The organism is Zeaxanthinibacter enoshimensis (assembly GCF_004362865.1).
GTDB lineage: Bacteria > Bacteroidota > Bacteroidia > Flavobacteriales > Flavobacteriaceae > Zeaxanthinibacter > Zeaxanthinibacter enoshimensis.
The window spans coordinates 417,413-442,219 of sequence record NZ_SNYI01000001.1 but is presented as its reverse complement, the minus strand read 5'-3'; the positions used below and the strand labels follow the sequence as shown (position 1 = coordinate 442,219).

Genomic DNA, 24,807 nt, shown 5'->3' with positions numbered 1-24,807 from the left:
ATAGCATTGTATTTATGTAAGTTTAGTGTTTGTAATAAAACTTTCTATACATGCACCTGAGATTATTCTTCCTTGTTGGCCTGCTGAGCCTTTTTTGTAACGGGCAGGCAGAAAAACCGGCTTTTTCATATTCCAATGTTTTTGATCTTCAGTATGTGACCGATCCCCAGATCTCACCGGATGGAGAAAAGATAGTCTACCGCCGTATGCGGATGGATATCATGAATGACCGGGCGGTGGGAGATCTCTGGATAGTAAATAGCGATGGGAACAAACATCAGAAACTTACATCGCGGGATACCAACGAGTCCAGTCCCCGCTGGTCCCCATCGGGAGACCGGATAGCTTTTGTAAGCAGCAACGATGAAGGATCGGAACTGTTTATCTATTGGACGGACAGCGGCCGGGTCGCACGGATCTCACAATTGCCATCTTCTCCGGGTTCTATCAGCTGGTCTCCTTCAGGAGAGGAAATAGCATTCACCATGTTCGTGAAGACAGATGCCCCGGTGATCGCCAAAATGCCTAAAAAGCCGGAAGGGGCTAAATGGGCGGAAAGCCCGAGGATAACAGACCGACTTTACCATGAGGCCGATGGTCGGGGCTATATAGACCCGGGTTTCAGCCAGATCTTCGTGATTCCTGCCCTCGGCGGACCGGCAAGACAGGTGTCTTCCGGGGATTTCCAGCATCGCAGCAGCCTTTCCTGGTCCCCTGATGGCAAGACCATCTATTTTTCTGCCAACCGGAATGAAGACTGGGAGTACGATTTCAGGAACAGCGAAGTCTATGCACTAACCCTGGCAGACGGGTCGATCAGGGCACTGACCGATAAACCCGGGCCGGACCATGACGTACAGGTGTCCCCGGATGGCAAGTATATCGCCTATGTGGGTTACGAGGATAAAGTGCAGACCTACCAGGTACGAAAGGTCAGGATAATGGACACGAGTGGGAACCCCGTTTCAGAACTCGCTGTTGATCTTGACCGGAGCATTGACCAGCTTATCTGGGCTGCCGATAGTAAAGGTCTTTATATTGGATACGATGACAAGGGAAACAGCAAGATCGGGTACCTGTCCCTTGATGGGAAGGTCCGGAAGATCGCGGATAACCTGGGAGGGACCTCTATTGGTCGCCCGTATGGCGGAGGTTCATTCAGCGTTTCAGAGAAAGGAGATATTGCGTATACCTACACCACCCCGGAACATCCGGCCGAGTTAGCTTTGGTAGCAAAGGGAAAGGCCGTTAAGAAATTAACCTCCCTCAATAAGAGCCTGATGGAATCAGTAGCGCTGGGGAAAGTGGAGGAGATCTGGTATACTTCTTCCTTTGACCAGAGAAAGATACAGGGCTGGATCGTATATCCGCCCCATTACGACCCATCCAAAAAATACCCATTCATGGTAGAGAATCACGGGGGTCCAATAGCAAATTACGGGGATAGATTTTCTGCGGAAATGCAGCTCTATGCCGCGGCAGGATATATTGTATTCTATCCCAATCCCAGGGGAAGCACCAGTTACGGGGAGGAATTTGGTAACCTGCTCTATCACAATTACCCGGGGGAAGACTATAACGACGTGATGGATGGGGTGGATTATTGTATCGCCAAAGGAATTGCTCATGAAGACCAGCTCTATGTCACCGGGGGTAGTGCCGGGGGAATCATGACGGCCTGGATCATCGGGAAAAATGATCGTTTTGAAGCAGCGGTAGTTGCCAAACCCGTGATGAACTGGATCAGCAAAACTTTAGTGGCTGACAACTATTTTGGATATGCCAATACCCGGTTCCCGGGGCAGCCATGGGAAAATTTTGAGGCCTACTGGAAATTTTCTCCTCTTTCTCTCGTTGCTAACGTAGAAACCCCGACCATGGTCATGGTTGGGATGGATGATCTGCGTACTCCACCGAGCGAAGCCAAGCAATTGTACCATGCTTTAAAGCTCAGGAAAATTGAAACGGTACTGGTAGAGATCCCGGGGGCAAGTCATGGCATTGCCAACAAGCCCAGTAACCTGATCACCAAAATTGCCCATACCGTGGCCTGGTTTGATAAATATGCCAAGCCAGGAAATGAAGAGTAGGGGACGTTATCATCCGTAAAGCCATAATTTTCGTAATTAAAAAAGATGAAAGGGAAAAAGATACATTGGGGTTGGAACGTACTGATTGTCGTTACAATACTTATATGTATTGCTGCTTTTATAATCCATTATAAGAACTGGGTTCGCGTAAAACCGGAAAAACTCACTGTACTGTCGGGCATCTATTACCGGGAACTGCCGTTTGCCGACCTGGACAGTGTTGCAATGGTGGATCGGCTTCCTGAATTGGAACGAATTCACGGCTTTTCGGCCTGGAGTGTGGAAAAAGGTATTTTCCTTGATTCTATTCACCCGGATAACGAGATCAGCGTGTTCGTAGATAACCTGAGGTATCCTAAGATCAGGTTGGTGCACAAGGATTCGTTACTGATGTACCTGAATTTCAGGGACACGGTGGAAACCCGTAAATATTATGATTACCTGCTGGATAAATTAGCAGCAGCCGAAGTTGAATTGCCTGTTGAAGATTAACTTTTTAATATTTGAACAAATAAAAATTCCCTCTTATGAGAATTTTGGTCCCAATTCTGTTCCTGCTTCCCTTTACCCTGTTCTCACAGAACAAGATCTCTATCACGGTTGATGGAGTTAAGACCTCTAACGGGCATATCAGTGTGGCGGTTTACGATAAGTCGGAAAGTTTCCTGAAGTTTGACCGGGTCTTTAAGAGTGACAGCACCCGGGCCAAGAAAGGCATCACGAAGATAGATATTGATAATCTTCCTCCAGGGGAATATGCCCTGGCCGTTTTTCACGATGAAAACGGGAATAATCACCTGGACACCAATTTCCTCGGCGTTCCTACAGAGCCATTTGCATTTTCAAGGGGGAAGATGAGAACCTTCGGCCCTCCGAGTTTCAAGGATTGTGTCTTGAGTATCCGGTCAGACCAGGAAGTTCATATCTCGTTCTGATACCTACTGTCTGGTAGTGATAATAATAACGCCATTGGCACCCCTGGATCCATAGAAGGAAGCATCTGAGCCGGTGAGTGCCTCTATACTTTTAATATTGACATTCTCCACAAGCCCGTTGAGGGATGAAAAGGAATTACCCACAGTATACCCATCCAGAATATAAAGTGGTTCAGAAGACCGCGCCGTACTTATCTCAGAAGTGGCTTTTACAAATACGGGAACACCATTCCGGATGATTACCCCCGGTAACCTCCGTATTTGCTCGATCAGGGGAACGGTCATCCGGTTCTTCCCGGAGAGCGTCTCTTTTACCCCTGTATTGCTGCCCGCCGTACTTTTACTGTTTCCACAACCGGTAAGAACAATTAATAGTAGCACAGAGAACAATAGAAAGCTTTGAATAATCTTCATATACATAGTTTTGTATTAATAGTCAAATTCCATGCCTAAGCCGGGGGAAGAGTCGCCGGAACTATCCGGCAGGAATTGTATCTTGCTCAAAAATGGCAATATGATATTACTCGTGCAGGTTACAGCCGCACTCCTGGGCATGTTAGGAGTTGTCTTTGGCGCTTTTGGGGCACATCGCCTGAAAAACCGGCTGGATGCAACCGCGATGAAGAATTTTGAGACAGGGGTGAAGTACCAATTCTACCATGCCCTGTTGCTGTTAATGTTAGGCTTTAACCTTGGGTTCAATTCGCCCATGGAGACTTATATGGCATACTGTTTTATAGCAGGAACCATCCTTTTTTCATTCAGTATTTATGCTTTAGCGCTGGGAGCCCGAATTGGAAAGGACAGGAATTATCTCGGGATCGTTACGCCCATCGGAGGTTTACTGCTGGTAGCAGGCTGGGGCTTATTACTCTACTCTTTTGTGGATCACATTGTATAAGTCAGTGACAACCACAGTTGTTGTCCCCGCATTTACTGTTCCTTTTCTTAGAAGCAAAAACAGATTTCGGAAGAAAGAATTTACGGGTGAGGTATGCGGCCGAAAGGCCTACTACTACATACATTAAAATCGTCTGTATCACAATATTTTATTTTAAGATTTGATAAGCGATCAACGCTACAATATACGCAAAAAGGCTCATAAATACCAATTGATACATGGGCCATTTCCAGCTGTTGGTCTCCCTTTTTACAATGGCCAGGGTACTCATACACTGCATGGCAAAAGCATAAAACAACAACAGGGATATTCCCGAGGCCAGGTTAAATAATGGCTTCCCGGTATCGGGCCAGCGCTCTGCGGCCATCCTGTTCTTGATGGTCTCTTCTTCATCGCTTCCCACACTGTAAATAGTGGCCAGGGTGCCTACAAAGACCTCCCGGGCTGCAAAAGATGTAAGTACAGCAATACCGATCTTCCAGTCATACCCCAGGGGTTTAACAATGGGCTGGATAGCTTTTCCCAGGTAACCAATATAAGAGTGTTCTAATTTATAACTTGCAATCTCCTGTCCTATGACTCTTTCCTGGAGATCGTCCCGCTTTTCTTCCACAGCCAGGTCGATCACCATGCGGTTCGCAGCGGGAAGACTGTCCCGGAGTTGCCGGCTGTAGGACTCCAGTTTTTCATCGATATAGGCTTCGCTGGGGTCAGATAATCCCTTTTCGGCGATGCGCTCTGTTACAATGCTTTCGGCGTTCTGGAAATCATCAGAATAGCCATTGGAGCCCAGGAACCATAGTACTATGGAAATAGCGAGAATGATCTTACCCGCACCGTACACAAAGCTCTTGGTCTTTTCGACCACGGTATAAAAAACATTCTTGAACAGCGGGATCTTGTAATTAGGCATTTCTACCACGAAGAAAGACCTGCTCCTGATGTTGAGTACCTTGTTGAGGATCATGGCGGATAAGATCGCAGCAGCAAAACCAATAAGGTAGAGCGACATCAGCGCCAAAGCCTGGTAACCCAGTCCGAACAACCGTCCTTCCGGGATCACGAGGGCGATGATGATGAGGTAGACCGGTAACCTGGCAGAACAGGTTGTAAAGGGAGTGACCAAGATTGTGATCAGTCGCTCTTTCCAGTTCTCGATGTTTCGGGTAGCCATGACCGCCGGGATGGCACAGGCTGTCCCGGAGATCAGGGGAACCACGCTCTTCCCGCTGAGTCCGAACGGTCGCATGACCCTGTCCATAAGGAAAACCACCCGGCTCATATAACCCGATTCCTCGAGCAGGGCAATAAAAAGGAAAAGGAAAGCGATCTGGGGGATGAAGATCACGATGCCTCCAATCCCAGCCAGTATCCCTTCGGCGATAAGGTTGGTAAACACTCCCGGGGGGAGGGTATCCTTAACCCATTCGCTTGCGGCAGCGAATTGTTCATCGATAAAGTCCATGGGGTAACTGCTCCAGTCATATATTGCCTGGAAGATCAGCAATAGGATCATGAAGAAGATGACGTAACCAAATACCTTGTGGGTAAGAATTTTGTCCAGGGTAGCCCTGAAACCTTTTGCCGCTTGCAGGTCTACCTTATAAGTCTCCTTAAGGATCCCGTTGATAAACTGATACCGCAGTATGGTTTCCTTCTGCTGCAGGCGCTTTAATTCTGATTTTGATTTAATATCAAAGGAAGTCTCCTCTTTAAATCGTTTTTTCTGGATAGGCATGAAGTTTACATCCTGGGTGATGACCAGCCATAGCTTATACAGGTCTTCATTGGGGAAAGTCTTCTTCAGCCTTTCAAAATAATCGGGAGCGATCAGGGAAGCATTAACATTGGGCTCCCTGCTCAGGTTCTTGTAATCCGCGATCAGTTCTTTGATGCGCTCTATTCCTATATTCTTACGCGTACTGACCAACGCGATCTTGGTGTTCAGCTTCTCCTCCATCAGCTCGATATCCAGGCTGATACCTTTACGGGACATGCGGTCGGCCATGTTGATCACGAGGATAGCAGGAATCTTTAAGTCTTTGATCTGGGTGAAGAGCAAAAGGTTCCGTTTCAGGTTTTCCACATCGCTCACTACCACGGCAACATCCGGGTAATCCTTATCATTTTTGTTCAGCAGTAATTCCACCACCACACTTTCGTCCAGCGAGGTGGTATTAAGGCTGTAGGTACCCGGCAGATCAAGGATGTGTGCTTTAACTCCCCTGGGGAGTTTGCAGATACCCTCTTTTTTTTCCACGGTGATACCCGGGTAATTCCCGACTTTCTGTTTTAATCCTGTAAGCTGGTTAAAGACGGAGGTTTTACCGGTATTCGGGTTGCCAATAAGGGCTACATTGATGTTTTTACTCATCGGGCCGAGAAGTCTTCTAGGAGATCCAGCGCTATATGGCGGGCCACTGATCTGCGGATGGCGATATGCGAACCGTTGACATTGATGTAGAGGGGGTCCCTGAAAGGGGCTTGTTGTACTAACTCCACTTCGTTCCCGGGCAGGCACCCCAGTTCCAGAAGTTTAATGGGAAGTATATCCATGGCAAAATCCTTGATAATGCCTCTCTCTCCACGTTTCAGATCTGCGACAGTGATTTCCAATTCTTATTTAGATTGAATTTAATTAAGGGCAAAAATACAGGAAAAAGATGAAGTTACACGCCAATTTAGCTGAAAAGTCTGCATGAAGCAGCTAAGGATCAGCATGAATTAGTCATCATAGCTCTCCCGGAGAATTTCTACATCGGCCAGTAAGCGTTCCATATCTTCCTTTTTGGTGCCATCGTAGGTGCCCCTGATCCTTCTTTCTTTATCCACCAGGACAAAATTTTCGGTATGTATCATGTCAAACGGGCCTCCATCGCCATCCTCCTGGACCACGAGGTAAGATTTCCGGGCCAGCTCATAGATATCTTTTTTAGGGCCTGTCAGCAGGTTCCATTTCTCATCGATCACCCCGTTTTCCAGGGCATAGGCTTTTAACCTTGGTACAGAATCGATCTCCGGGGTAACGGAATGGGAAAGAAGCATTACGTCTTCCTGTTCTTTGAGTTCTTCCTGCAGATCTGCCATATTCCTGGTCATGATGGGGCAGATACTGGGACAGGTGGTAAAGAAAAAATCAGCGATATAGATCTTGTCCCTGTAGTCTTCCTGTGTGATGGTCTTGCCATTCTGGTTCAGCAGGGAGAAATCGGCAATTGTATGGTATTTGCGAACCAGTTGTATGCTGCTGTCTACAAGCTTGGCATCAAAATCGGTGGGCTGGTATACCGGCAGGGTTTGTTCAGGTTTCAGTGCACTGTAGAAGAGCGTGACGATGATCGCAGAAAGCAATAACATCACCAGGGCAAAGGTCTTGTATTTGGAAAAAAACTCCCGCATGATAATTTTTTACAAAGGTACAGCAGCACGAAGTAAGGGTCAAAATTCTTTTCAAACTACGGCTGCCAAATGTTTCATAAAATCCCTGTATGTATAGATTTTATGCTTTTGTAAGCGGGTGTAAAAGTGTACTTTTGTGCGTTAAAATATAAAAACCATTCCATGGGATTGTTCACACAAATTGTCATGTTCGTCTTAATCATCTCTATTCTGGTGATCCTTCACGAACTCGGACATTTTCTGCCAGCTAAATATTTTAAGACCAAGGTGGAGAAATTCTACCTCTTTTTCGATGTCAAATTTTCGCTGATCAAAAAGAAGATCGGGGAAACGGAATACGGGATAGGCTGGTTGCCCCTGGGGGGATATGTGAAGATCGCCGGTATGATCGACGAGAGTATGGATACCGAGCAGATGGCCAAGGACCCTGAGCCCTGGGAATTCAGGAGCAAGCCGGCATGGCAGCGACTGATCATTATGCTTGGGGGAGTAACCGTTAACTTCCTCCTGGCCTGGTTGATATATTCTGCCTTACTTTTCAATAATGGCGATACTTATATTCCGGCAGACAGTCTTAAGTACGGGATACAGGTAGACAGTGTGGGTGAAAAATTAGGATTACGGACCGGGGACCAGATCCTCGCAGTGGATGGAAAAAGAACCAAAAAGTTCAATGAGGCCACCCTGGGCATTATCCTTGGGGATGAAGTTACGGTGAAGCGAGACGGGCAGGAGATGACCATCCCTCTGTCTGATGAGGGGAAGGCCGAGGTCTTTGCCACCCAGGGGCGGAATTTCATGACTTACAGGACCAAGGCCCGGCTGCTCGAGATCGTGGAGAATTCTGCAGCCAGTAAGGCAGGCCTGCAGGCAGGCGATGAGATCGTCGGTATAAACGGGGAGCCGGTACAGTATGTACAGGAATTCATGCAGGTGGTAGGATCTTCACCGAATAAGGAGCTTACCATAAGTTACAAACGTGATGGCAGGGTGCAGCAGACCAGCCTGGTAGTTCCGGAAGAAGGGAAGATCGGGGTGTACCTGGATTTTGACGACCTGCGCGTTACCGAGGAGTACGGATTCTTTGAAGCCATTCCGGCCGGTTTTTCAAGATCTATCCAGGTACTGACAGACCAGGTAAAACAATTCAAGGTTATCTTTAACACCAGTACGGGAGCTTACAAGCAGGTAAAGGGACCAATCGGGATCGTTGAAATGATGCCGGAGAGCTGGAACTGGACCTTTTTCTGGAATTTCATGGCGATGTTCTCTGTATGGCTTGCCTTTTTAAATGTACTGCCGATCCCTGCATTAGACGGGGGCCATGTGATGTTCCTGTTGTACGAAATGATCTCTGGTCGAAAGCCCAGCGAAAAAGTACTGGAAACCGGGCAGATCATCGGTTTCGTGATCCTGATGGGGCTTATGGCGGTAGTTTTTGGTAACGATATCTGGAACATCATCAAGAAGTTTTTATAGGGTCTAAAAATTTAATTTTTTATTGGGGGATTATATAGAAACTCCTATATTTGCAACCTCAAAAATGAGGAAACACTCCTCCTTAGCTCAGTTGGTTAGAGCATCTGACTGTTAATCAGAGGGTCCTTGGTTCGAGCCCAAGAGGGGGAGCATAAACAGAAAAAGCCACCGCGAAAGCAGTGGCTTTTTTTTATGGAGTTATTTCCGGGTTATTTAGTGGATAAAATAGCTCAAGGGGTTAGAGTCCCGCACCTGCGGGATTAATCAGAGGGTCCTTGGTACGAGCCGCGCCCTGGTCCCGGGAGCGGGGCCATCCGGGAAAAGCAGATGCTTTTTTTATGATATTTTATATTTACATATTGTACTCAGAGACTTCAGACAAGTATTATGTAGGTTCTAGTCAAGATCCATGGAATCGCTTAGTGCAACATAATCAAACCTCCTTAACCACATTTACATCTAAGTATAGGCCATGGATCCTGAAGGCTGTGTTTAGAACTAATCTCGGTAGGGGCGATACGCAAATATTGGAACGATTTATCAAACGCCAAAAAAGCAGAACATTACTCGCCAAGATGATTGACCCCGATTTTATTCTTGTGGGCAGATTAGCGAAGTTGGTTAGAGTCCCGCACCTGCGGGATTAATCAGAGGGTCCTTTGTTCGAGTCGCGACCTGGTCCCGGGAGCGGGGCGATCCGGGAAAAGCAGTGGCTTTTTTTATGGAATTATTTCCGGGTTTATTAGTGGGTAGAATAACTCAGTGGGTTAGCGTCCCGCACCTGCGGGATTAAGCAGGAGGTCCTTAGTTCGAGTCACGCCCTGGTCCCGGGAGCGGAGCGATCCGGGAAAAGCAATGATTTTATTATGGAGTATTTCATATATATTATTCAATCTGAGATTACTGAATCTTATTATATAGGGTATTCATCTGCTCCATACAGGAGATTGAAGGAACATAATGAAGCTACTTTCAATACTTTTACTTCAAAATATAGACCTTGGATTTTAAAAGCATTATTCAATGTTGGCCGAGACAGGGGAGTAGCTGAGAATTTAGAGTGATTTATTAAAAATCAAAAAAGTCGATCCTTATTAGAAAAGTTGATTGATCCGGACTTCACTCCTTTTGGGAAATTAACTCAGTTGGTTAGAGTCCCGCACCTGCGGGATTAATCAGAGGTCCTTTGTTCGAGTCGCGCCCTGGTCCCGGGAGCCGAGCGATCCGGGAAAAGCAGTGGCTTTTTTTTATGGAGTTATTTCCGGGTTTGTTCACTAGTGGGTTTGTACACTGCATGCTTCCTGCAGTGAACCCGTTTATCTTGAGATCGGGGTGGGGTTAAGAACCCCTATTTCTTATCCCTGGAAATTTGATCCTTGTGAAATTGATGACTCAATTTGCCACATGTTTAATGATCTGAAACGTCTGGATCTGTTCTCCCTGGAAAATGGTGCGGTATAAAAATGAGGATATCTCCGGGATATAGGAATATCCGTAATTGGACCATTCGTGGGTGCCCTCCGGGTCTATCACACATAAAAAAGGATTTTCATTGGTGCGAAATTTTTCCGTTATCGCCAGTGGTCCGGATAATATAAGATAGCCTACGTTGGTGGGTCCGCAACTCCGGTGCGGTCCTTTCCCAACCAGCAGTGTCCGGTCTTTTTCACCATGCATCATCACTATCGGTACCGGTTTCTTGGACCGGAGGTATTCCGAATCGAGCATCGCCCCGGAGAAACTGATGGCTCCGACAAAATTGGTGTTGCGGAATTCAATATCCCGGAATTCGTAATGAGACCTCATAAAAAGTGCATTCAGGATGGTGGAAGCTCCTGCACTGCTGCCTGCCAGGATCACCTGGTTAAGATCGATCTTAAGATCTACTTCCCGGGAATGTAGAAATTTCAATGCCTTTCCAAGATCCTGCATTGCGGCACGGTAGGTTGCAATCTTCTCAGGCACCGGACAATCACAGCCAAATGATTTGTTCTTGCGTGTTAAGCGGTAACTGAGCGATACCACTGCATAACCTTTTTCAGCCATGGCGGTACAGAATTTCTGTTCATCCCGGCCATTTCGACTTCCCTTGGCGAAACCTCCTCCGTGCATCAGGATGATCAGCGGTTTTTGGGTCACTTTATCTTTAGGGGCATAATAAAAATCTAGTTTTAAGGTATCCGAATAGGTGTAGGTGCGCGTGTTGATAACTTCGAAGACCTTGTCCATATAACGGGTCTGGCCACGAACCGTAGCTATGGTCAGGCAACATCCTATCAGGAACAAGAGTAAATTATGTCTGGATATCATTATTACATTCTGGGCCCACAACTGCGAGCATTATCCTGTATCATTTTTTTATGGGCAACACGATCCTGGAAGCATATTTCCGGCTGTGATGAACTTTATTGTGGGCAGTTACCCCCTCCGATTCGTCAAAATTGTCACCCCCGGTGTTGAGGTTCCGCGCAAAACGCGGGAAATTACTGCTGCTCACCTCGATGCGGATCCTGTGGCCTTTTTCGAAATAATTAGAGGTGGCCATATCCGGGAGCCTCAGTTCATAGACCTTGCCTTCCTCCATGAATACTTCCTTGTCATATCCTTCACGATAGCGCGCTCGCTGTATGGTCTCGTCCAGGTTATAAGCGCGACCATCAGGATAAACATCGATCAGTTTAATGGTGAAATCAGTGTCTTTTGCATCTGAGGATACATATAAGGTAGATTCGATAAATCCGCTGACCTCCATCCCTTCCGATAAGGGTTCGGAGGTATAGACCAGGATATCCTCACGGGTTTCCATTTCCTGCTGGTCAAATGCTCCTCCCTGTATCGCATTGCCGGTACAGCATACATTGCCCCCATAAGAGGTTACAGGGTTAAGCGGATCGTAAGTAAAACTGTCCGGGCTGTCCGTGCCCGACGGTTTTCTTGTACTCAGGGTACCATCACCATTCAGGGTGTTGGCTTTTCCTCCGGATTCCAGGTAATAGGTCTTTGATTTCACATGTTCCGGGGGCCAGGTTTCGGCTGCCTGCCAGATATTCTTGCCCATAGTATAGTACTGAACCCGGGGGGTCTTTTCCTTAAAGTCGTTATCTGCGCCTTTCAGCCATAGATCAAACCAGGCGTAGATCTGATCTTCGTAATTAAGCCTGGCATCACCTACAGAACGCTCGCCGACTATCGTATTTTCGGTTGCCCGGGTATAGGCGCAATGCAGGGTAGGAGCTATGACCAGGTACTGGTTATCCCGCGCCTCTTCAGAAGTTGCATTTTTCCTCAGGTGCCTGAATAATTCCAGGTTGGGGCTTATGGATACATCATACCAGGAGGCAAACCAGAAACTGGGAATATCAAACTCCATCGTATCATGGTAGAGTCCACCTTCATACCAGGCCGGGTCGTTGGGTTTACGCCTCACCATTTTATCAAAGATCTCCTTTTTCCCGTTCATGTTCTTAAGCATGTCCGTAATCGGTAAATGCCACAGGGCCTCAGACATATCCACTTCCGGGTTATCGGGTGCCAGGTCGTAATACCTGGAAATCCTCAAGAGGTCTTCCTGTGTGGCTCCTTCCGGGATACGCGGTTTGTAGATATCGTGTTCAACACCGTATAACCAGGCGAAGAACAGCAGTTGTTCCGCACCGCCGCGATACCAGTTTCCCTGCTCTGTGAAATCCCCGACTGTACCTATTCCTGCGCCAAAGCCTTGTGGGACCATCGCGGCATGGGAAGGATGGTCCAGGGCTGCTACCGCCATCTGCCATTCCGCGGTGGAAGAACAACCAAGGGTTCCAATTTTTCCATTAGACCATTCCTGTTCGGTGAGCCAGCTAAAGGCATCGTAACCATCGGTAAGCGGTACCCCCAGGATGTCCCATTCTCCTTCCGAGAAATAGCGACCTCTTTCATTCTGCACTACGTAAGCATAACCTCTCTTGACGGCCTGCAACGCACTTTTGATATGACGGTCTTTGAACTCACCTTCCTGCCAGGAGTCAAAATTGTAAGGCGTCCTGGAAAATATGACCGGTACTTTTTCTTCCGTCTTCGGGCGGTAAATATCAGTGGCCAGCCGGATTCCGTCGCGCATCGGCATCATTACTTTTTGTTCTACAACGGCAATAGCAGTCAGTTCCTTTACCAGTGGGTTATCTTCTGGCAGGTTATGCTGAGCGGTGGAACTAAATATTCCGAGTAGAACGAATGAAAGGAAAAAGAGTAAGATGTGGCGGCGATCAATAATTTTCATATGGGTAAATTTCCTCTAAAACTACAACAATTAGAGATAATACCGGGCCTGTAAAAAAGGGTTGGTGACTGGTTTTTATTTTTTTGGTTACGGAGATCCTGCAGCTGATAAACTAAGAATCGGATCATTCCCTCGTAGGATGGAAAATCCCCAGGAGAATGGACAATGTTCCGGCAATGCCGACAAAGGCAAGGGTAATTGGGAGCCAGCCCATGCCTTCCAGGATCCACTGGTAAACAGCCATAATAACCAGGTAGATGAAATAGAAATGCCAGAATATCTTCTGGTACCATCTTCTTTTAGCCGGACTGAGATCGTATATCGTCATCATAGTCGAATGCAACAGGGTAATGACTATGAAAACAATGATAAAAAGCAGCAGTCCTTTTGCCATGTGTATAGCTCTCTTGAGGTTAATTTAAAGTTAACTTATTTTGGTAAGGTAATTTCCCGGACAATATCGGGAATTATATTGATTCATCAGTTCATTCCTATTCTCCAAGAGAAAATAGTTTACGATCCGGGCAATAAATATTCCACAGAAAATAAATTACCTTTAAATCTTGATCCTCTAAACCTGCCCTACAGTGAATAAGGACCTGTCCTACGGTTGATCGCCTTTAGGTGACGGATCTAAAGCATTAGCCTTCGTCGGGAATATTTGGAATTCCGTTACGCTCCAAGATCAGGCGTTAAGCCATAAATTTCTTCAAAAGAGAACGCTATATCTGCTAACTTTAATCAAATTATTGAAACATGCAAAAACCGAATAAAAGGTTAGTGGGGCAGACCTGTATCGTCACCGGAGCCAATTCGGGCATCGGTAAAGCTGTGGCCCTGGCACTGGGCCAGGATGGGGCTAATGTAGTGGTCAATTATCACTCACGGCCCGAGGATGCCGAGGAGATCGCCCACCGGATAAGTAAAGACAACATCAGCGGGGAGGCAATTGCCATTAAATGTGATGTCTCTAAGGAAGACCAGGTGCAGGCCATGTTTAAGAAAACCATAAAACATTTCGGGACCGTGGATATCTGTGTTCCCAATGCGGGTCTTCAACGGGATGCTCCGCTGCACGAAATGACCCTGGAGTACTGGCAGGAAGTGATAGATGTTAACCTTACAGGACAGTTCCTCTGCGCCAGGGAAGCGATAAAAGAATTCCTGAAAAGAGGTATGCGCCCCGAAATTTCGAAATCGCTTGGTAAGATCATCCACATGAGCTCTGTTCACCAGATCATTCCATGGGCCGGGCATGCTAATTATGCGGCTTCCAAGGGTGCCATAGTGATGCTGATGGAGAGTATATGCCAGGAATACGCCTCACACAAGATCCGCTGTAACAGTATTGCCCCGGGAGCGATCAAGACCAAGATCAATCAATCGGCCTGGGAATCGGAAGAAGCGTTGGAAAAACTTCTTAAGCTGATTCCCTACCAACGCATCGGAGTGCCCGAGGATATCGGCAGCGCCGCGGCCTGGCTCGCTTCAGACGAATCAGAATATATTAATGGAACCACGATCTATGTAGACGGGGGAATGACCTGCTACCCCGGGTTCACCACAAACGGATAGGAAACATGACCGAACAAACCGAAGAAGACCTGCGGATACAGGCATATAATGAAGGTAAGGAAGACTGGTTACACTGGGGACCTTACCTCAGCGAGCGGCAGTGGGGAACCGTTCGGGAGGATTATAGCGCTAATGGGGATGCATGGGGGTATTTTCCCCATGACCACGCACGAAGCCGGACCTATCGCTGGGGAGAAGATGGGATGGCCGGAATCTCTGACCGCTACTGCAATATCTGCTTCGGGATCGCTTTATGGAATGGAAAGGACCCCATCCTCAAGGAAAGATTATTCGGACTGACCGGTCCGCAGGGAAACCATGGAGAGGATGTTAAGGAGCTGTATTATTACCTGGAAAATACCCCCAGCCATTCCTATATGAAACACCTCTATAAATACCCCCAGGCAGAATTCCCGTATGCTGCCCTGGTGGCTGAAAATAGTAAGAGAAGCAGGGAAGAACTCGAATACGAATTGCTGGACACCGGGATTTTTGACAAGGATGCTTATTTTGATGTGTTTACTGAATACGCCAAGCAAGGTCCCGAGGATATCCTGATCCGGATCACTGTGACCAACCACGCCGCGAAGTCGGCTCCTATCCATTTACTGCCCACCCTTTGGATAAGGAACTTCTGGAGTTTCCGCGAAATGGAGGTCAAACCCCAGATCCGCCTTGATAAGAATTCCGGGGAGGTCGTTAACATATCACATGAATATGTTGGGGATTACCAACTGTACTTTGAGAAGGCAGACCGATTGCTTTTTACCGAAAACGAGTCCAACAGGGAACGGGTTTACGGGGATAAGAATAATCACCCGTTTAAAAAAGATCTTTTTCACGACGCTGTTACACAGGGAGATTATACCCTGGCAACAAGGAACAAGCAAGGTACCAAGTTTGCACCGCAATACGTACGGGAGCTGGCTCCGGGTGAAAGTTGTACGATTCGCCTGCGATTAAGTAAGGAGAGCATAGATGACCCGTTCGGGTCCGGCTTTGAAGCTGTGATGGAGGGGAGACGGAGTGAATGTGATGATTTTTACAGGAAGATCGCTGTTAAATGCACGGACGAGGAATTCCGGATCCAGAAACAGGCCTTTGCCGGGATGCTGTGGACCAAGCAGTACTATAATTATGAGGTTGAACGATGGTTAGAAGGGGATAAGAAAAATTCTGTACCGCCCCCGGAGCGATGGTATGGCCGCAACCACAGTTGGAAAACACTGAGGAGTCACGATATTATGTTGATGCCCGATGCATGGGAATATCCCTGGTATGCGGCCTGGGATTCTGCGTTTCACTGTGTTACCATGGCTATGATCGACGCGGAATTTGCCAAGAAACAGCTGTTGTTGTTTACCAAGGAGTGGTATATGAAACCCAATGGGCAGATCCCTGCCTATGAATGGTCTTTCAGTGATGTAAATCCTCCCGTACAGGCCTGGGCTGCAATAGAGATCTACCAGATAGACCGGCGTAAGACCGGGAAAGGAGATATTAAATTCCTTAAGAGGATGTTCAATAAACTGGCCCTGAATTTTACCTGGTGGGTCAACCGACTGGACAGCAGCCAGAAGAACGTTTTTGAAGGAGGCTTCCTGGGATTAGATAATATAGGAGTGTTTGATCGCAGCAAGGGAATCCCCGGGGGAGGGATCCTGGAACAGGTAGACGGAACCTCATGGATGGCACTGTATTGCCTGAACATGCTGGAGATGAGCCTCGAGATCGCTATAGAGGATGATGCCTACGAAGACATGGCGACCAAATATTTTGGACATTTTATCTTCATTGCAGAAGCCCTGAATACCCGAAGCCGGGAAAATGAAGGTACCTGGGATGAGGAAGAAGGATTCTTTTATGATAAACTGATATTGCCGGACGGACGCTTTGTCCCCATCAAGGTGCGTTCTATTGCCGGGATGTTATCCCTGGCTGCCGTGCTGTGTATCAAGAAGCAAACATTAGATAAGCTTCCTAAATTCAAAGCCAGTGTCGGCTGGTTTAAAAGGTACCGGCTGGAAACCATGAAATTCCCTGTAATACAGGAGTACGTAGAAGGGGATGACCTCCTGCTCTCCCTGGTGCCTAAGGACCGGATGCCAATCCTGGTAAAAGTTTTACTCGATGAATCCGAGTTCCTGAGTCCCTACGGGATTCGCTCGCTCTCCAAAAAACACGAGGAACCATACTCGATTGATATTGAAGGCACTACCTATAGTATTAATTATGAACCCGCGGAATCATCTGTGCCTCTTTTTGGTGGCAATTCAAACTGGCGGGGACCGGTCTGGTTCCCCATGAACTATCTTTTTATCAATGCCCTGAGAGAGTATTATTCCTATTGCGGGGAGGATATGAAATTCCAGTACCCAACAGGCGCAGGGGAAGAACTGGACCTGCATCAAATCGCACACAGGATCAGTAAAAGACTAGTGCGCATTTTCAAGACAGATACACAGGGATCCCGGGCTGTTAATGGCCTGCACCAGGAACAATACCAGAAAGAACATTTCAGGGACTATATTTTATTCTATGAATACTTCCACGGGGACAACGGTCGTGGAGTGGGAGCTTCTCATCAAACAGGATGGACGGCCCTGGTGGCTAACCTGATCGCGGATATTCACAAGGGCAGTTAAATGCAATCCTGTATTTTTGGAAAAACGATTTTTCACATGGATACATTTGCCGGCCGGGTAAATCATTTCAACAGTGTGCTTAATCCACAACTGTCGCTGCCAAGGGATATCAGGATAATGAATCCTTTCAGGGAAAACCCGGAGATCCTCGGGATTTCGGAGAAGTTTTATAATAAATACTATAACGATGATAAAGAACGGACTCTTATTCTCGGCATAAACCCCGGAAGGCTGGGTGCGGGAGCAACCGGTATCCCGTTTACCGATACCAAGAGACTGGCCACTGATTGCGGGATCCGGATCGATTCCTTCAATTCGCACGAACCTTCATCAGTTTTTGTATACGAGGTGATCCGGGCGTACGGAGGGCCCGGGGAATTCTACAAGGATTTCTTTATCAATTCCATGTACCCCCTGGGGTTCGTGATCCGCAATAAGAAAGGCAACTGGGTAAATTGCAATTATTACGATTTCCCCGATCTGTACGAAGCACTGAGAATCCCTATCACTGATCACCTTAAGGAAATGATCAACCTGGGGATACGGCAGGATAAATGCTTTGTGCTGGGAAAAAAGAATGCAAAGTTCCTGCAGGAGATCAACAAAGAGGAGCAGTTGTTTGGTGAACTGGTGGTGTTTGACCACCCCAGGTACATTGCCCAGTATAAATCCAGGCAGACTCCCCTCTATATTGACCAGTACCTGGAAGCCCTTTCCAAATAATTTGGATTAGACCCCAGGCTTATTTAAAGATATTGACAAACTCTTCGTTCCGGGAATTCCTGAAACCCCTGTACATGCCTTTGGTATTAAAGGGCATAACGATATTTCCCTGAAGGTCTATTCCAATGAGTCCGCCTTTCCCACCCATTTTGGGCAGAACGTGCATGACCACATGTTCCGAGGCTTCTTTCAGGGATTCATGTTTATGGAGCATCCGGGCGGATACTTCATGAGCCACTACTGCCCGGATAAAAAATTCCCCATGACCGGTACAGGAGATCGCACAACTGTTATTATTGGCATAGGTGCCTATCCCTACCAGGGCGCTGTCCCCGATCCGACCGTATTTCTTATTGACCATCCCACCGGTTGAGGTGGCTGCTGCGAGATTCCCCTTTTTATCCAGGGCTACGGCACCCACGGTTCCGAATTTCTTGTTCAGTTCCTCGTCATGGTCCAGGCTTACCTGGTCTTTAGAAGCCACTCTTTGCCATTGCTTGTAGCGGTATTCGTCGTAGAAATAGTCTTTGGGAGCAAATTCGAGACCCTGTTCCCTGGCGAATTCCCGTGCCTGGGGGCCACTGATGATCACATGTTTTGAGTGCTGCATAACGGCCCTGGAGAGCAGGATGGGATTCTTTATGCCGCTGACCCCGGCTACTCCACCTGCCTTTAATTTCTTACCATCCATAATGGCAGCGTCCATCTCGTGTTCACCCTCATGGGTGAAAACCGCACCCCTGCCCGCATTGAACAGGGGACTGTTTTCCATTACGATAACGGCTTCGGTGACAGCATCCAGGGAGGTTCCTCCTTTGTGCAAGGTAAGATACCCCACGGTATAGGCCCGTTTAAGGACCTGCCGGTAGGCTTCGGCCTTCCATTTGCTCATGTTGGTCTTGGAAATGGTTCCGGCTCCTCCGTGAATGGCTATTCCGTAATTTTTCATACTACTGCCAGGCGTTTCTTATTGCGTTTCCTTGGTGTTGATAAGATATCAAACAATTCCTTAGGGTCTACATTCAGGCTGTTAAATACCGGGATATCTGTGTATTCGCTCAATTCCCTTATATGTAGGGGAGAACTTGAACAAACGCCGGAAATTGCATCAGGTACCAGGCCGAACTTATTTTTCAGAACATGCAGTCCTCCAATCGCACCGAAAGAATCAGCGGCGCAGAAGATCAGTTTATGGATACGTTCCCTAACCGCCGGTGACTGTAATAACATGGCGGTTTCACGCTGGTTGATCCCATCAGCAAATTCCACCACCCAGTAGTTATCTTTATTGTTGGCGTATTTCAGGTCCAGTTTATTAAAGATATCCAGGATTTCCTCCTCCTCGATGAGATAGGTGGAAGGATAGCCCAAGAAAGTAAAATCTGAATAATGCGCTGCGCCTGCATCGTTCATACTCAGGATATCCTTAAGACTTGCGGTCCCGGTCACCTTGGATGCTCTGACTTCCTTATCATGTACGGACAGTGCATAAACACATGCAGTAGCGGCAGCACTTTTGCCCGCGTTCATAGCTGTCCCGATATTCAGGATGAGTTTGGCTCTCGGCGATTTCTTCTCCGTAGCCTTAGGGTTGATCAGGCTGTAATCCCTTGTGTTGATCACTTTACCTTCATTGTCACAGGCGTAGCCCAAAGGTTTGATCCGGGTAGGGGAGATCACCATCCCGCTTTTGGACAGCACCTTTCCCACGAGCCCCGAACGGGCAAGGAGATCAACGCCGGTAAAATCACTCTCGGAAGGGACGATTCCCTCGTAATAATCGGGGGCATAACGGTTGCCGAAGACAAAGATAGCGTGGGTGCCATGGTGAATGGTATGGATACGCCCCTCTTTATTTTCCAGTGATTTATGCTGGCCGATAGTTTCTACAACCCCGTAGAGTACATCCCCTACTTGTGGGGGGCGGTCTATGGCCTTGTAACGTTTAATGGCTTTACGGGGCACAGAATAGGCTGCGCTGGGCATGGTAAAACCCTTGTGTATTTTTTTCATAAGATGGATAGAATTAGAGATAAAAATTCCCGTGGGGGATCCTTGTATTATCAGTGAATTATTGGTGCTCAGAATTTTAAAAAAGCGGGCGAATATAGTGTATAAAATGATTCGCAGGCAGCATTGGTAAAAAATTTGGCATTTTTTTAATCCGGCCCCGGTAATGCCTTTATTCTGCGTGAATTACCCAGGGGTCTTGGATTCTATTGAGAACTGTTTTACCTTGGTGAGCAGCCAATATAAAACCTAAGCTGTATGATAAATTTTTTGTTCCGTTTTACCGTATGTTACCTGCTCTTCATTTCTTTTCTTTTTGGTCAGGATAATATAGTACCTGAAGACCGTATCGCTGAAATGGGGATCAGTTTAAAAGATCCGGGCACCCCCTCGGCAAATTTTGTACACGTAGTCCGTAGCGGGAACCTGTTATTCCTAGCCGGCAAAGGTCCCCGGGATGAAGAGGGTAATACCATTACCGGGAAGCTGGGTTCGGAACTCACGGTAGAGCAGGGGTACGAAGCAGCTAAAAGGGTAGGGGTTGCCCAGTTGTCCGTGCTTAAAGCTGAACTGGGTGACCTTGGTAAAGTGAAACGTATTGTAAAGGTATTGGGAATGGTAAATGCTCATTCTGAATTTACTGAGCATTCTTCCGTTATCAACGGTTTTTCCGACCTGATGGTAGCCGTTTTTGGGGAAAAGGGGAAACACGCCAGGGCGGCCGTTGGGATGGGCTCACTGCCCGGAAACATCGCGGTGGAAGTTGAATTGATCGTGGAAGTCGAACCCGAATAGGAAAGCGGCAGAGAAATTATCCCGGACAGTTCTTTGCACTTGGAAAAAAATCTTATTTTTGTGCTCCCATTTTAGCGGCCTCGTAGTTCAATGGATAGAATAGAAGTTTCCTAAACTTTAGATGCAAGTTCGATTCTTGCCGAGGCTACAGATAAACACAAAACGCCTTTGCGATCAGCAAAGGCGTTTTTTATTACCGTTAAGCCGGGGAGATCAGTTTACTGATCAGTCCCGGCGGCGGTAATAAATACGGCTATGAAATAGCCGGTGTTTTGTATTTTCAGGATGAGCTTCATTCAAGAACAGCGTAGCTATCTCTTGCCCTGCGTTAGGGTGTTATTTTCAGGTCATTCCCGGCGGCGGTAATAAATACGGCTATGAAATAGCCGGTGTTTTGTATTTTCAGGATGAGCTTCATTCAAGAACAGCGCAGCTATCTCTTGCCCTGCGTTAGGGTGTTATTTTCAGGTCAGTCCCGGCGGCCGTAATAAATACGGCTATGGTATAGCCGGTGTTTTGTATTTTCAGGATGTGCACTGGGTAACAACAGCGACGCTGTCGTAGGGTTTGTAACTTAAACTTAGGGTTAATAAAATGAATCTAAACCAAATTACTATTCCTTCATTGGATCTGACAGTATCAATCCCTTTTTACGAAAAACTGGGATTAAAGTTAATTGTGAAATCACTTCCGGAGTATGCAAGATTTGAATGCCCAGATGGAAATTCGACTTTTTCAATTCACCAGGTAAAGAAACTGCCAGAAGGAGAAGGGATATTTGTTTATTTCGAATGTGAAAACCTTGATGCACAAGTTGAAGAATTAAAGGAAAAAGGAATTGAATTCGACCAAGAACCTACCGATCAAAGGTGGCTGTGGAGAGAGGCCAGGTTGAAAGATGTTGATGGTAACCAGCTGGTACTTTATTTTGGGGGTGAAAACAGGCTAAATCCCCCCTGGAGAATACAAAACTTACAATAGCATAAAATTTATAGCAACTAAATATAGTATTTGGTTAAAGCATAAATATAGGGAGTGCCTAAATATAGGGAGTTCCTAAATATCTTCAGCCAAGCAGCTTATCCTCCTCAGCAGCATATTGGTATATTTAAAGCGGAGCGTTTGAAAAAAAATGCATCAAAAAAGCCTTGCCACATTCAAAAGATTCAATAATTTTACACCCGGTTAACAAACCAAAGGCGGGAGTAGCTCAGTTGGTAGAGCGTCAGCCTTCCAAGCTGAATGTCGCCGGTTCGAACCCGGTCTCCCGCTCAAAGCACAGCCCCAGGCTGTGCTTTTTTTATGTAGTCAATTGGTACACCAATGCGTCGAGTGTTTCTGTAACCATATCGGGGTAAATTCCGCCTGGGTACAGTACCTTCCCCTCCCTTTTTAAAAATCCCGTTTTGCATCCTGCGCGCTGGGCGCCGAGGATATCCCAGGCATGGGCTGCTACCAGCATGGTCTCGGAAGGCTTATATCCCTCACTTTGCAGGACGTAGTTATAAGTTTCCGGGTGAGGTTTAAATTTCTTTACTGCCTCCACACTGTAAAAAACATCAAAATATTCCTCCAGCCGGGCATGCTGCATCTGTTGTTTATGGGTCCGGAGCCCGCCATTGGTCAGGGTAACCATTCTATAACCCGATTCTTTCAGTTTCTTCAATGCGGCGGGAACTTCGGGATGTGGGGGTAAAGCGCTGATATGTCCAAGTAGTTGGTCAGCTTCTTCCCTATGCAGATCTTTACCCAGGTTTTGAAAGGTCATCTCCAGGGTATGCTTACCGATTTCACCAAAATCCCTGTAAGGACCGCTCAGGCTTTCGGCCATGGCAAATTGGAGTAATGTTCTAAACCAGTTTTCAAAGGCGCCTGGCTCCCCTGCAGCAGTATTAATAGCAGATTTCATTGCAGAGAGGTCCAGGAGGGTTTCATTCACATCAAATACAATGAGTCGTGGTTTTTTCATTATTAAGGATTTAAGCCTACAAGATAAAATAGTCCTGCTCTTCTCCCGGGGAGGATAAGCATATTTATTGCCCTGATAAGCAATGGGAAAGCTAAACTTCCTTACCTAAAATATGTCCTTGCCATAGGGCAAACCTAAAATCTTCTTTACCTTCGTAAGAAACGACCCAAGGATGGAAAAGACTGCTATAAAAAATGTCTTTGTTGAAGGAGCGATCAGCCCCGAGTTCATAGCCCGATCGATTGCTAAACACCAGTCCAAGACCGGCATAGGTGCCCATGATATATTCCTGGGCCAGGTCAGGGCGGACGAGATCGGCGGGAAGACCGTCACTGCTATAGACTACAGTGCTTACGAACAGATGGCCAACCGGGTATTCCACGAGATCAAAGAGACGGCTTTCCGCGATTTTGAATTGAGCTGCCTCCATATTTATCACAGTATCGGGAGAGTAAATACCGGCGAGATCTGTCTCTTTGTATTTGTTTCATCGCCCCATCGCAAGCCGGTTTTCCAGGCCTTGCAACAGGTGGTCGAGGAAATTAAGGCCAAGGCACCGGTGTTCGGGAAAGAGTGTTTCGAAGACGATTCTTATCAATGGAAAGTAAATAAGTAATACAAAAATGGTAGATATTACAGCAAAAGACAGTACCCTCAGGACCGCTTTGGCACAGGCCGTGGTAAAGGTGGGCTCCATGGAAACAATCGAAGCTATCGAAAAAGGGAAAGTCCCGAAGGGGGATGTCTTTTCCATGAGTCGCGCTGCAGGGTTTCTCGGGGTGAAAAATACAGCTTTACTTTTGCCGGACTGCCACCCGTTGCCCATAGAACATACCCGGATAGATTACGAGATCTCCGGACTTGAGATCCGGGTGCTGATCACTGTGAAAACCCATTATAAGACCGGGGTAGAGGTTGAAGCCATGCATGGGGCCAGTGTTGTTGCACTGAACATGTACGATATGCTCAAGCCTATCGATAAGAACGTGGAAATTCTGAATATCAGGCTGCTCGAGAAGACCGGGGGTAAATCAGACATTAACCGTACCGCCTGAACTTCATTCCCATTTTGCCCAAATCTCGTAAAGAGGCTCCCCCCTGCTGTTTAATCCTGTGTGGTGCCAATCCTTCCCTTTAAGTTCATAGTTAAAATCGAGCCGTGCTCCCACACGCTCTGGATCCCTTGAAAAGTAACGGATCATTTCCATATACTTCCCATCCTTTGCCCGGTAGGTTCCCCCTCCGGTTCCAAAGAATTCAAATGTCCGGCTATTAAAAGCGATCCACTGGAAATATCCATCCTGTAAGATTTTAAGGGTCTTCCGTGGATTTGATGGTCCCCGTCTCTCCTGTCCTTCGTCCGGTCCCCTGGTTGCAAAGAGCCACGCTCCGTCCAGGGCCTGCTCTTTAGACTTGACCTTTTGAAAAGACAGGGGTAGTTCCCCTTCAAAATTCAGATTACCTTCCCTTAAGCGGAAAGGGATAGCCCGCTTTTCTATACCGTCATTCGCGTGGTTAGAGTTGAAATCGAGGTCCCATTCTATAACGCCATCTTCAAGGCTAAAGGGACCGCCCAGGGTTTTTATGAATTTTGGCGGGTTAAGCTCGTAAACACTGTGAACCATATACGCCCCTGTAATTTTCAGTTCATGGATGATACTGTCCCCGGATTGCTCCTGTTTTGCAAAATAGACCCCGGGATTGACCTGTGCCTGTACTGAAGCGGAAAAAGTTGAAAAAACCAGCAGGAAGATAAAGTTGTAAAAGCCTTGACAACTATGGATTCTGCCTGTATTTTTGGAGGTGTGCTGTTTCATGATCATGGATTAATAACTAGTTCATATGGATGCAGGAATATTCCCGGGTAAAGTGGTGGTTAAATTTTTTTCAATTTAAGCTTTTTTCCATTTTTTTTGATTTCATTTACGCCCCGAAATCGGGATTCCCTTTGTTTTTTTATAATTTAGGGAAATGAGTGTTTGCCAGTCTATTGAACAATAGTATTCTTTAAGTGGATACCGGGAA

25 protein-coding genes and 3 tRNA genes are annotated in these 24,807 nt (G+C 46.8%); 17 read left to right on the top strand and 11 right to left on the bottom strand.

The genetic code is table 11. The features are described 5' to 3' along the window. Window positions 1–50 precede the first annotated feature (50 nt). Genes CLV82_RS02010 through CLV82_RS02000 form a run of 3 tightly spaced genes read left to right on the top strand, consistent with a single transcriptional unit; the run spans window position 51 to window position 3,025 of the window. Window positions 51–2,090, top strand: coding sequence for a S9 family peptidase (locus CLV82_RS02010; RefSeq protein ID WP_133642624.1), 2,040 nt, complete (start codon window positions 51–53; stop codon window positions 2,088–2,090). Between the two features lie 45 nt (window positions 2,091–2,135). After that, a complete protein-coding gene (locus CLV82_RS02005; RefSeq protein WP_133642623.1) occupies window positions 2,136–2,582 on the top strand; it encodes a hypothetical protein in 447 nt (148 codons plus the stop codon). A 35-nt stretch (window positions 2,583–2,617) separates the two neighbouring features. Then, complete coding sequence (locus tag CLV82_RS02000) at window positions 2,618–3,025, top strand: DUF2141 domain-containing protein (RefSeq protein ID WP_133642622.1); 408 nt, start codon at window positions 2,618–2,620, stop codon at window positions 3,023–3,025. Window positions 3,026–3,028: 3 nt separating this feature from the next. On the opposite strand, the gene CLV82_RS01995 is transcribed toward CLV82_RS02000, so the two are convergent. Next, on the bottom strand, window positions 3,029–3,439 hold the full coding sequence (locus CLV82_RS01995) for a TonB-dependent receptor plug domain-containing protein (RefSeq protein WP_166636655.1): 411 nt from the start codon (window positions 3,437–3,439) through the stop codon (window positions 3,029–3,031). A 100-nt stretch (window positions 3,440–3,539) separates the two neighbouring features. On the opposite strand from CLV82_RS01995, the gene CLV82_RS01990 reads away from it, so the two are divergent. Next, window positions 3,540–3,926: a DUF423 domain-containing protein gene (locus CLV82_RS01990; protein WP_133642620.1), complete on the top strand. Its 387-nt coding sequence runs from the start codon at window positions 3,540–3,542 to the stop codon at window positions 3,924–3,926. Between the two features lie 148 nt (window positions 3,927–4,074). On the opposite strand, the gene feoB is transcribed toward CLV82_RS01990, so the two are convergent. The 3 genes from feoB to CLV82_RS01975 form a co-directional block, all read right to left on the bottom strand. Continuing rightward, window positions 4,075–6,300: a ferrous iron transport protein B gene (feoB, locus tag CLV82_RS01985; protein WP_133642619.1), complete on the bottom strand. Its 2,226-nt coding sequence runs from the start codon at window positions 6,298–6,300 to the stop codon at window positions 4,075–4,077. Next, window positions 6,297–6,542, bottom strand: coding sequence for a FeoA family protein (locus tag CLV82_RS01980; RefSeq protein WP_133642618.1), 246 nt, complete (start codon window positions 6,540–6,542; stop codon window positions 6,297–6,299). The genes feoB and CLV82_RS01980 overlap by 4 nt, the downstream gene beginning before the upstream one ends. Before the next feature lie 108 nt (window positions 6,543–6,650). After that, window positions 6,651–7,325 (bottom strand): SCO family protein, encoded by a 675-nt coding sequence (locus CLV82_RS01975; protein WP_133642617.1) that lies wholly within the window; start codon window positions 7,323–7,325, stop codon window positions 6,651–6,653. Window positions 7,326–7,487: 162 nt separating this feature from the next. On the opposite strand from CLV82_RS01975, the gene rseP reads away from it, so the two are divergent. The 4 genes from rseP (at window position 7,488) to CLV82_RS01955 (ending at window position 9,868) form a co-directional block, all read left to right on the top strand. Then, a complete protein-coding gene (gene rseP, locus CLV82_RS01970; RefSeq protein WP_133642616.1) occupies window positions 7,488–8,804 on the top strand; it encodes an RIP metalloprotease RseP in 1,317 nt (438 codons plus the stop codon). A 76-nt stretch (window positions 8,805–8,880) separates the two neighbouring features. Continuing rightward, window positions 8,881–8,954: transfer RNA gene (locus tag CLV82_RS01965), tRNA-Asn, on the top strand. Between the two features lie 188 nt (window positions 8,955–9,142). After that, window positions 9,143–9,451, top strand: coding sequence for a GIY-YIG nuclease family protein (locus CLV82_RS15010; protein WP_394346156.1), 309 nt, complete (start codon window positions 9,143–9,145; stop codon window positions 9,449–9,451). A gap of 219 nt (window positions 9,452–9,670) precedes the next feature. Continuing rightward, window positions 9,671–9,868, top strand: a complete 198-nt coding sequence (locus CLV82_RS01955; RefSeq protein ID WP_133642614.1) for a GIY-YIG nuclease family protein — start codon at window positions 9,671–9,673, stop codon at window positions 9,866–9,868. Between the two features lie 328 nt (window positions 9,869–10,196). Here the strand turns inward: CLV82_RS01955 and CLV82_RS01950 are convergent, their stop codons facing one another. The 3 genes from CLV82_RS01950 to CLV82_RS01940 form a co-directional block, all read right to left on the bottom strand. Continuing rightward, on the bottom strand, window positions 10,197–11,114 hold the full coding sequence (locus CLV82_RS01950) for an alpha/beta hydrolase (protein ID WP_133642613.1): 918 nt from the start codon (window positions 11,112–11,114) through the stop codon (window positions 10,197–10,199). A gap of 40 nt (window positions 11,115–11,154) precedes the next feature. Beyond that, a complete protein-coding gene (locus tag CLV82_RS01945) occupies window positions 11,155–13,065 on the bottom strand; it encodes a CocE/NonD family hydrolase (RefSeq protein WP_133642612.1) in 1,911 nt (636 codons plus the stop codon). A gap of 124 nt (window positions 13,066–13,189) precedes the next feature. Further along, the gene (locus CLV82_RS01940) at window positions 13,190–13,459 is read right to left on the bottom strand and encodes a hypothetical protein (protein WP_133642611.1); all 270 of its coding nucleotides are present in this window, start codon (window positions 13,457–13,459) and stop codon (window positions 13,190–13,192) included. Between the two features lie 362 nt (window positions 13,460–13,821). On the opposite strand from CLV82_RS01940, the gene CLV82_RS01935 reads away from it, so the two are divergent. Genes CLV82_RS01935 through CLV82_RS01925 form a run of 3 tightly spaced genes read left to right on the top strand, consistent with a single transcriptional unit; the run spans window position 13,822 to window position 18,008 of the window. Then, entirely contained in the window at window positions 13,822–14,640 is an 819-nt protein-coding gene (locus tag CLV82_RS01935) for an SDR family oxidoreductase (protein WP_133642610.1), read from the top strand. 5 nt (window positions 14,641–14,645) lie between these two features. Then, window positions 14,646–17,285 (top strand): MGH1-like glycoside hydrolase domain-containing protein, encoded by a 2,640-nt coding sequence (locus tag CLV82_RS01930; protein ID WP_133642609.1) that lies wholly within the window; start codon window positions 14,646–14,648, stop codon window positions 17,283–17,285. Between the two features lie 36 nt (window positions 17,286–17,321). Then, a complete protein-coding gene (locus CLV82_RS01925) occupies window positions 17,322–18,008 on the top strand; it encodes a uracil-DNA glycosylase family protein (RefSeq protein ID WP_133642608.1) in 687 nt (228 codons plus the stop codon). Between the two features lie 19 nt (window positions 18,009–18,027). On the opposite strand, the gene CLV82_RS01920 is transcribed toward CLV82_RS01925, so the two are convergent. Next, window positions 18,028–18,957: an isoaspartyl peptidase/L-asparaginase family protein gene (locus CLV82_RS01920; RefSeq protein ID WP_133642607.1), complete on the bottom strand. Its 930-nt coding sequence runs from the start codon at window positions 18,955–18,957 to the stop codon at window positions 18,028–18,030. Then, window positions 18,954–20,021: a hypothetical protein gene (locus tag CLV82_RS01915; protein WP_133642606.1), complete on the bottom strand. Its 1,068-nt coding sequence runs from the start codon at window positions 20,019–20,021 to the stop codon at window positions 18,954–18,956. Before CLV82_RS01915 ends, CLV82_RS01920 begins: the two co-directional genes overlap by 4 nt. Window positions 20,022–20,276: 255 nt before the next feature. On the opposite strand from CLV82_RS01915, the gene CLV82_RS01910 reads away from it, so the two are divergent. The 4 genes from CLV82_RS01910 to CLV82_RS01895 all read left to right on the top strand — a co-directional run bounded on the left by CLV82_RS01910 (window position 20,277) and on the right by CLV82_RS01895 (window position 22,085). Continuing rightward, window positions 20,277–20,813, top strand: coding sequence for a RidA family protein (locus tag CLV82_RS01910; protein ID WP_133642605.1), 537 nt, complete (start codon window positions 20,277–20,279; stop codon window positions 20,811–20,813). Between the two features lie 76 nt (window positions 20,814–20,889). After that, window positions 20,890–20,961: transfer RNA gene (locus CLV82_RS01905), tRNA-Arg, on the top strand. 446 nt (window positions 20,962–21,407) lie between these two features. After that, window positions 21,408–21,794 carry a VOC family protein gene (locus CLV82_RS01900; protein WP_133642604.1) on the top strand — a complete coding sequence of 129 codons (387 nt, stop codon included), beginning with the start codon at window positions 21,408–21,410 and terminating at the stop codon, window positions 21,792–21,794. Between the two features lie 218 nt (window positions 21,795–22,012). Next, window positions 22,013–22,085: transfer RNA gene (locus CLV82_RS01895), tRNA-Gly, on the top strand. Window positions 22,086–22,113: 28 nt separating this feature from the next. Here CLV82_RS01895 and CLV82_RS01890 read toward each other — a convergent pair. Beyond that, the gene (locus CLV82_RS01890; RefSeq protein WP_133642603.1) at window positions 22,114–22,782 is read right to left on the bottom strand and encodes a haloacid dehalogenase type II; all 669 of its coding nucleotides are present in this window, start codon (window positions 22,780–22,782) and stop codon (window positions 22,114–22,116) included. Window positions 22,783–22,954: 172 nt separating this feature from the next. On the opposite strand from CLV82_RS01890, the gene CLV82_RS01885 reads away from it, so the two are divergent. Both CLV82_RS01885 and moaC read left to right on the top strand, forming a co-directional pair. Continuing rightward, a complete protein-coding gene (locus CLV82_RS01885) occupies window positions 22,955–23,398 on the top strand; it encodes a molybdenum cofactor biosynthesis protein MoaE (RefSeq protein ID WP_133642602.1) in 444 nt (147 codons plus the stop codon). Between the two features lie 7 nt (window positions 23,399–23,405). Continuing rightward, a complete protein-coding gene (gene moaC / locus CLV82_RS01880) occupies window positions 23,406–23,837 on the top strand; it encodes a cyclic pyranopterin monophosphate synthase MoaC (protein WP_133642601.1) in 432 nt (143 codons plus the stop codon). A 3-nt stretch (window positions 23,838–23,840) separates the two neighbouring features. On the opposite strand, the gene CLV82_RS01875 is transcribed toward moaC, so the two are convergent. Then, entirely contained in the window at window positions 23,841–24,599 is a 759-nt protein-coding gene (locus CLV82_RS01875) for a hypothetical protein (protein WP_133642600.1), read from the bottom strand. Between the last annotated feature and the right edge of the window lie 208 nt (window positions 24,600–24,807).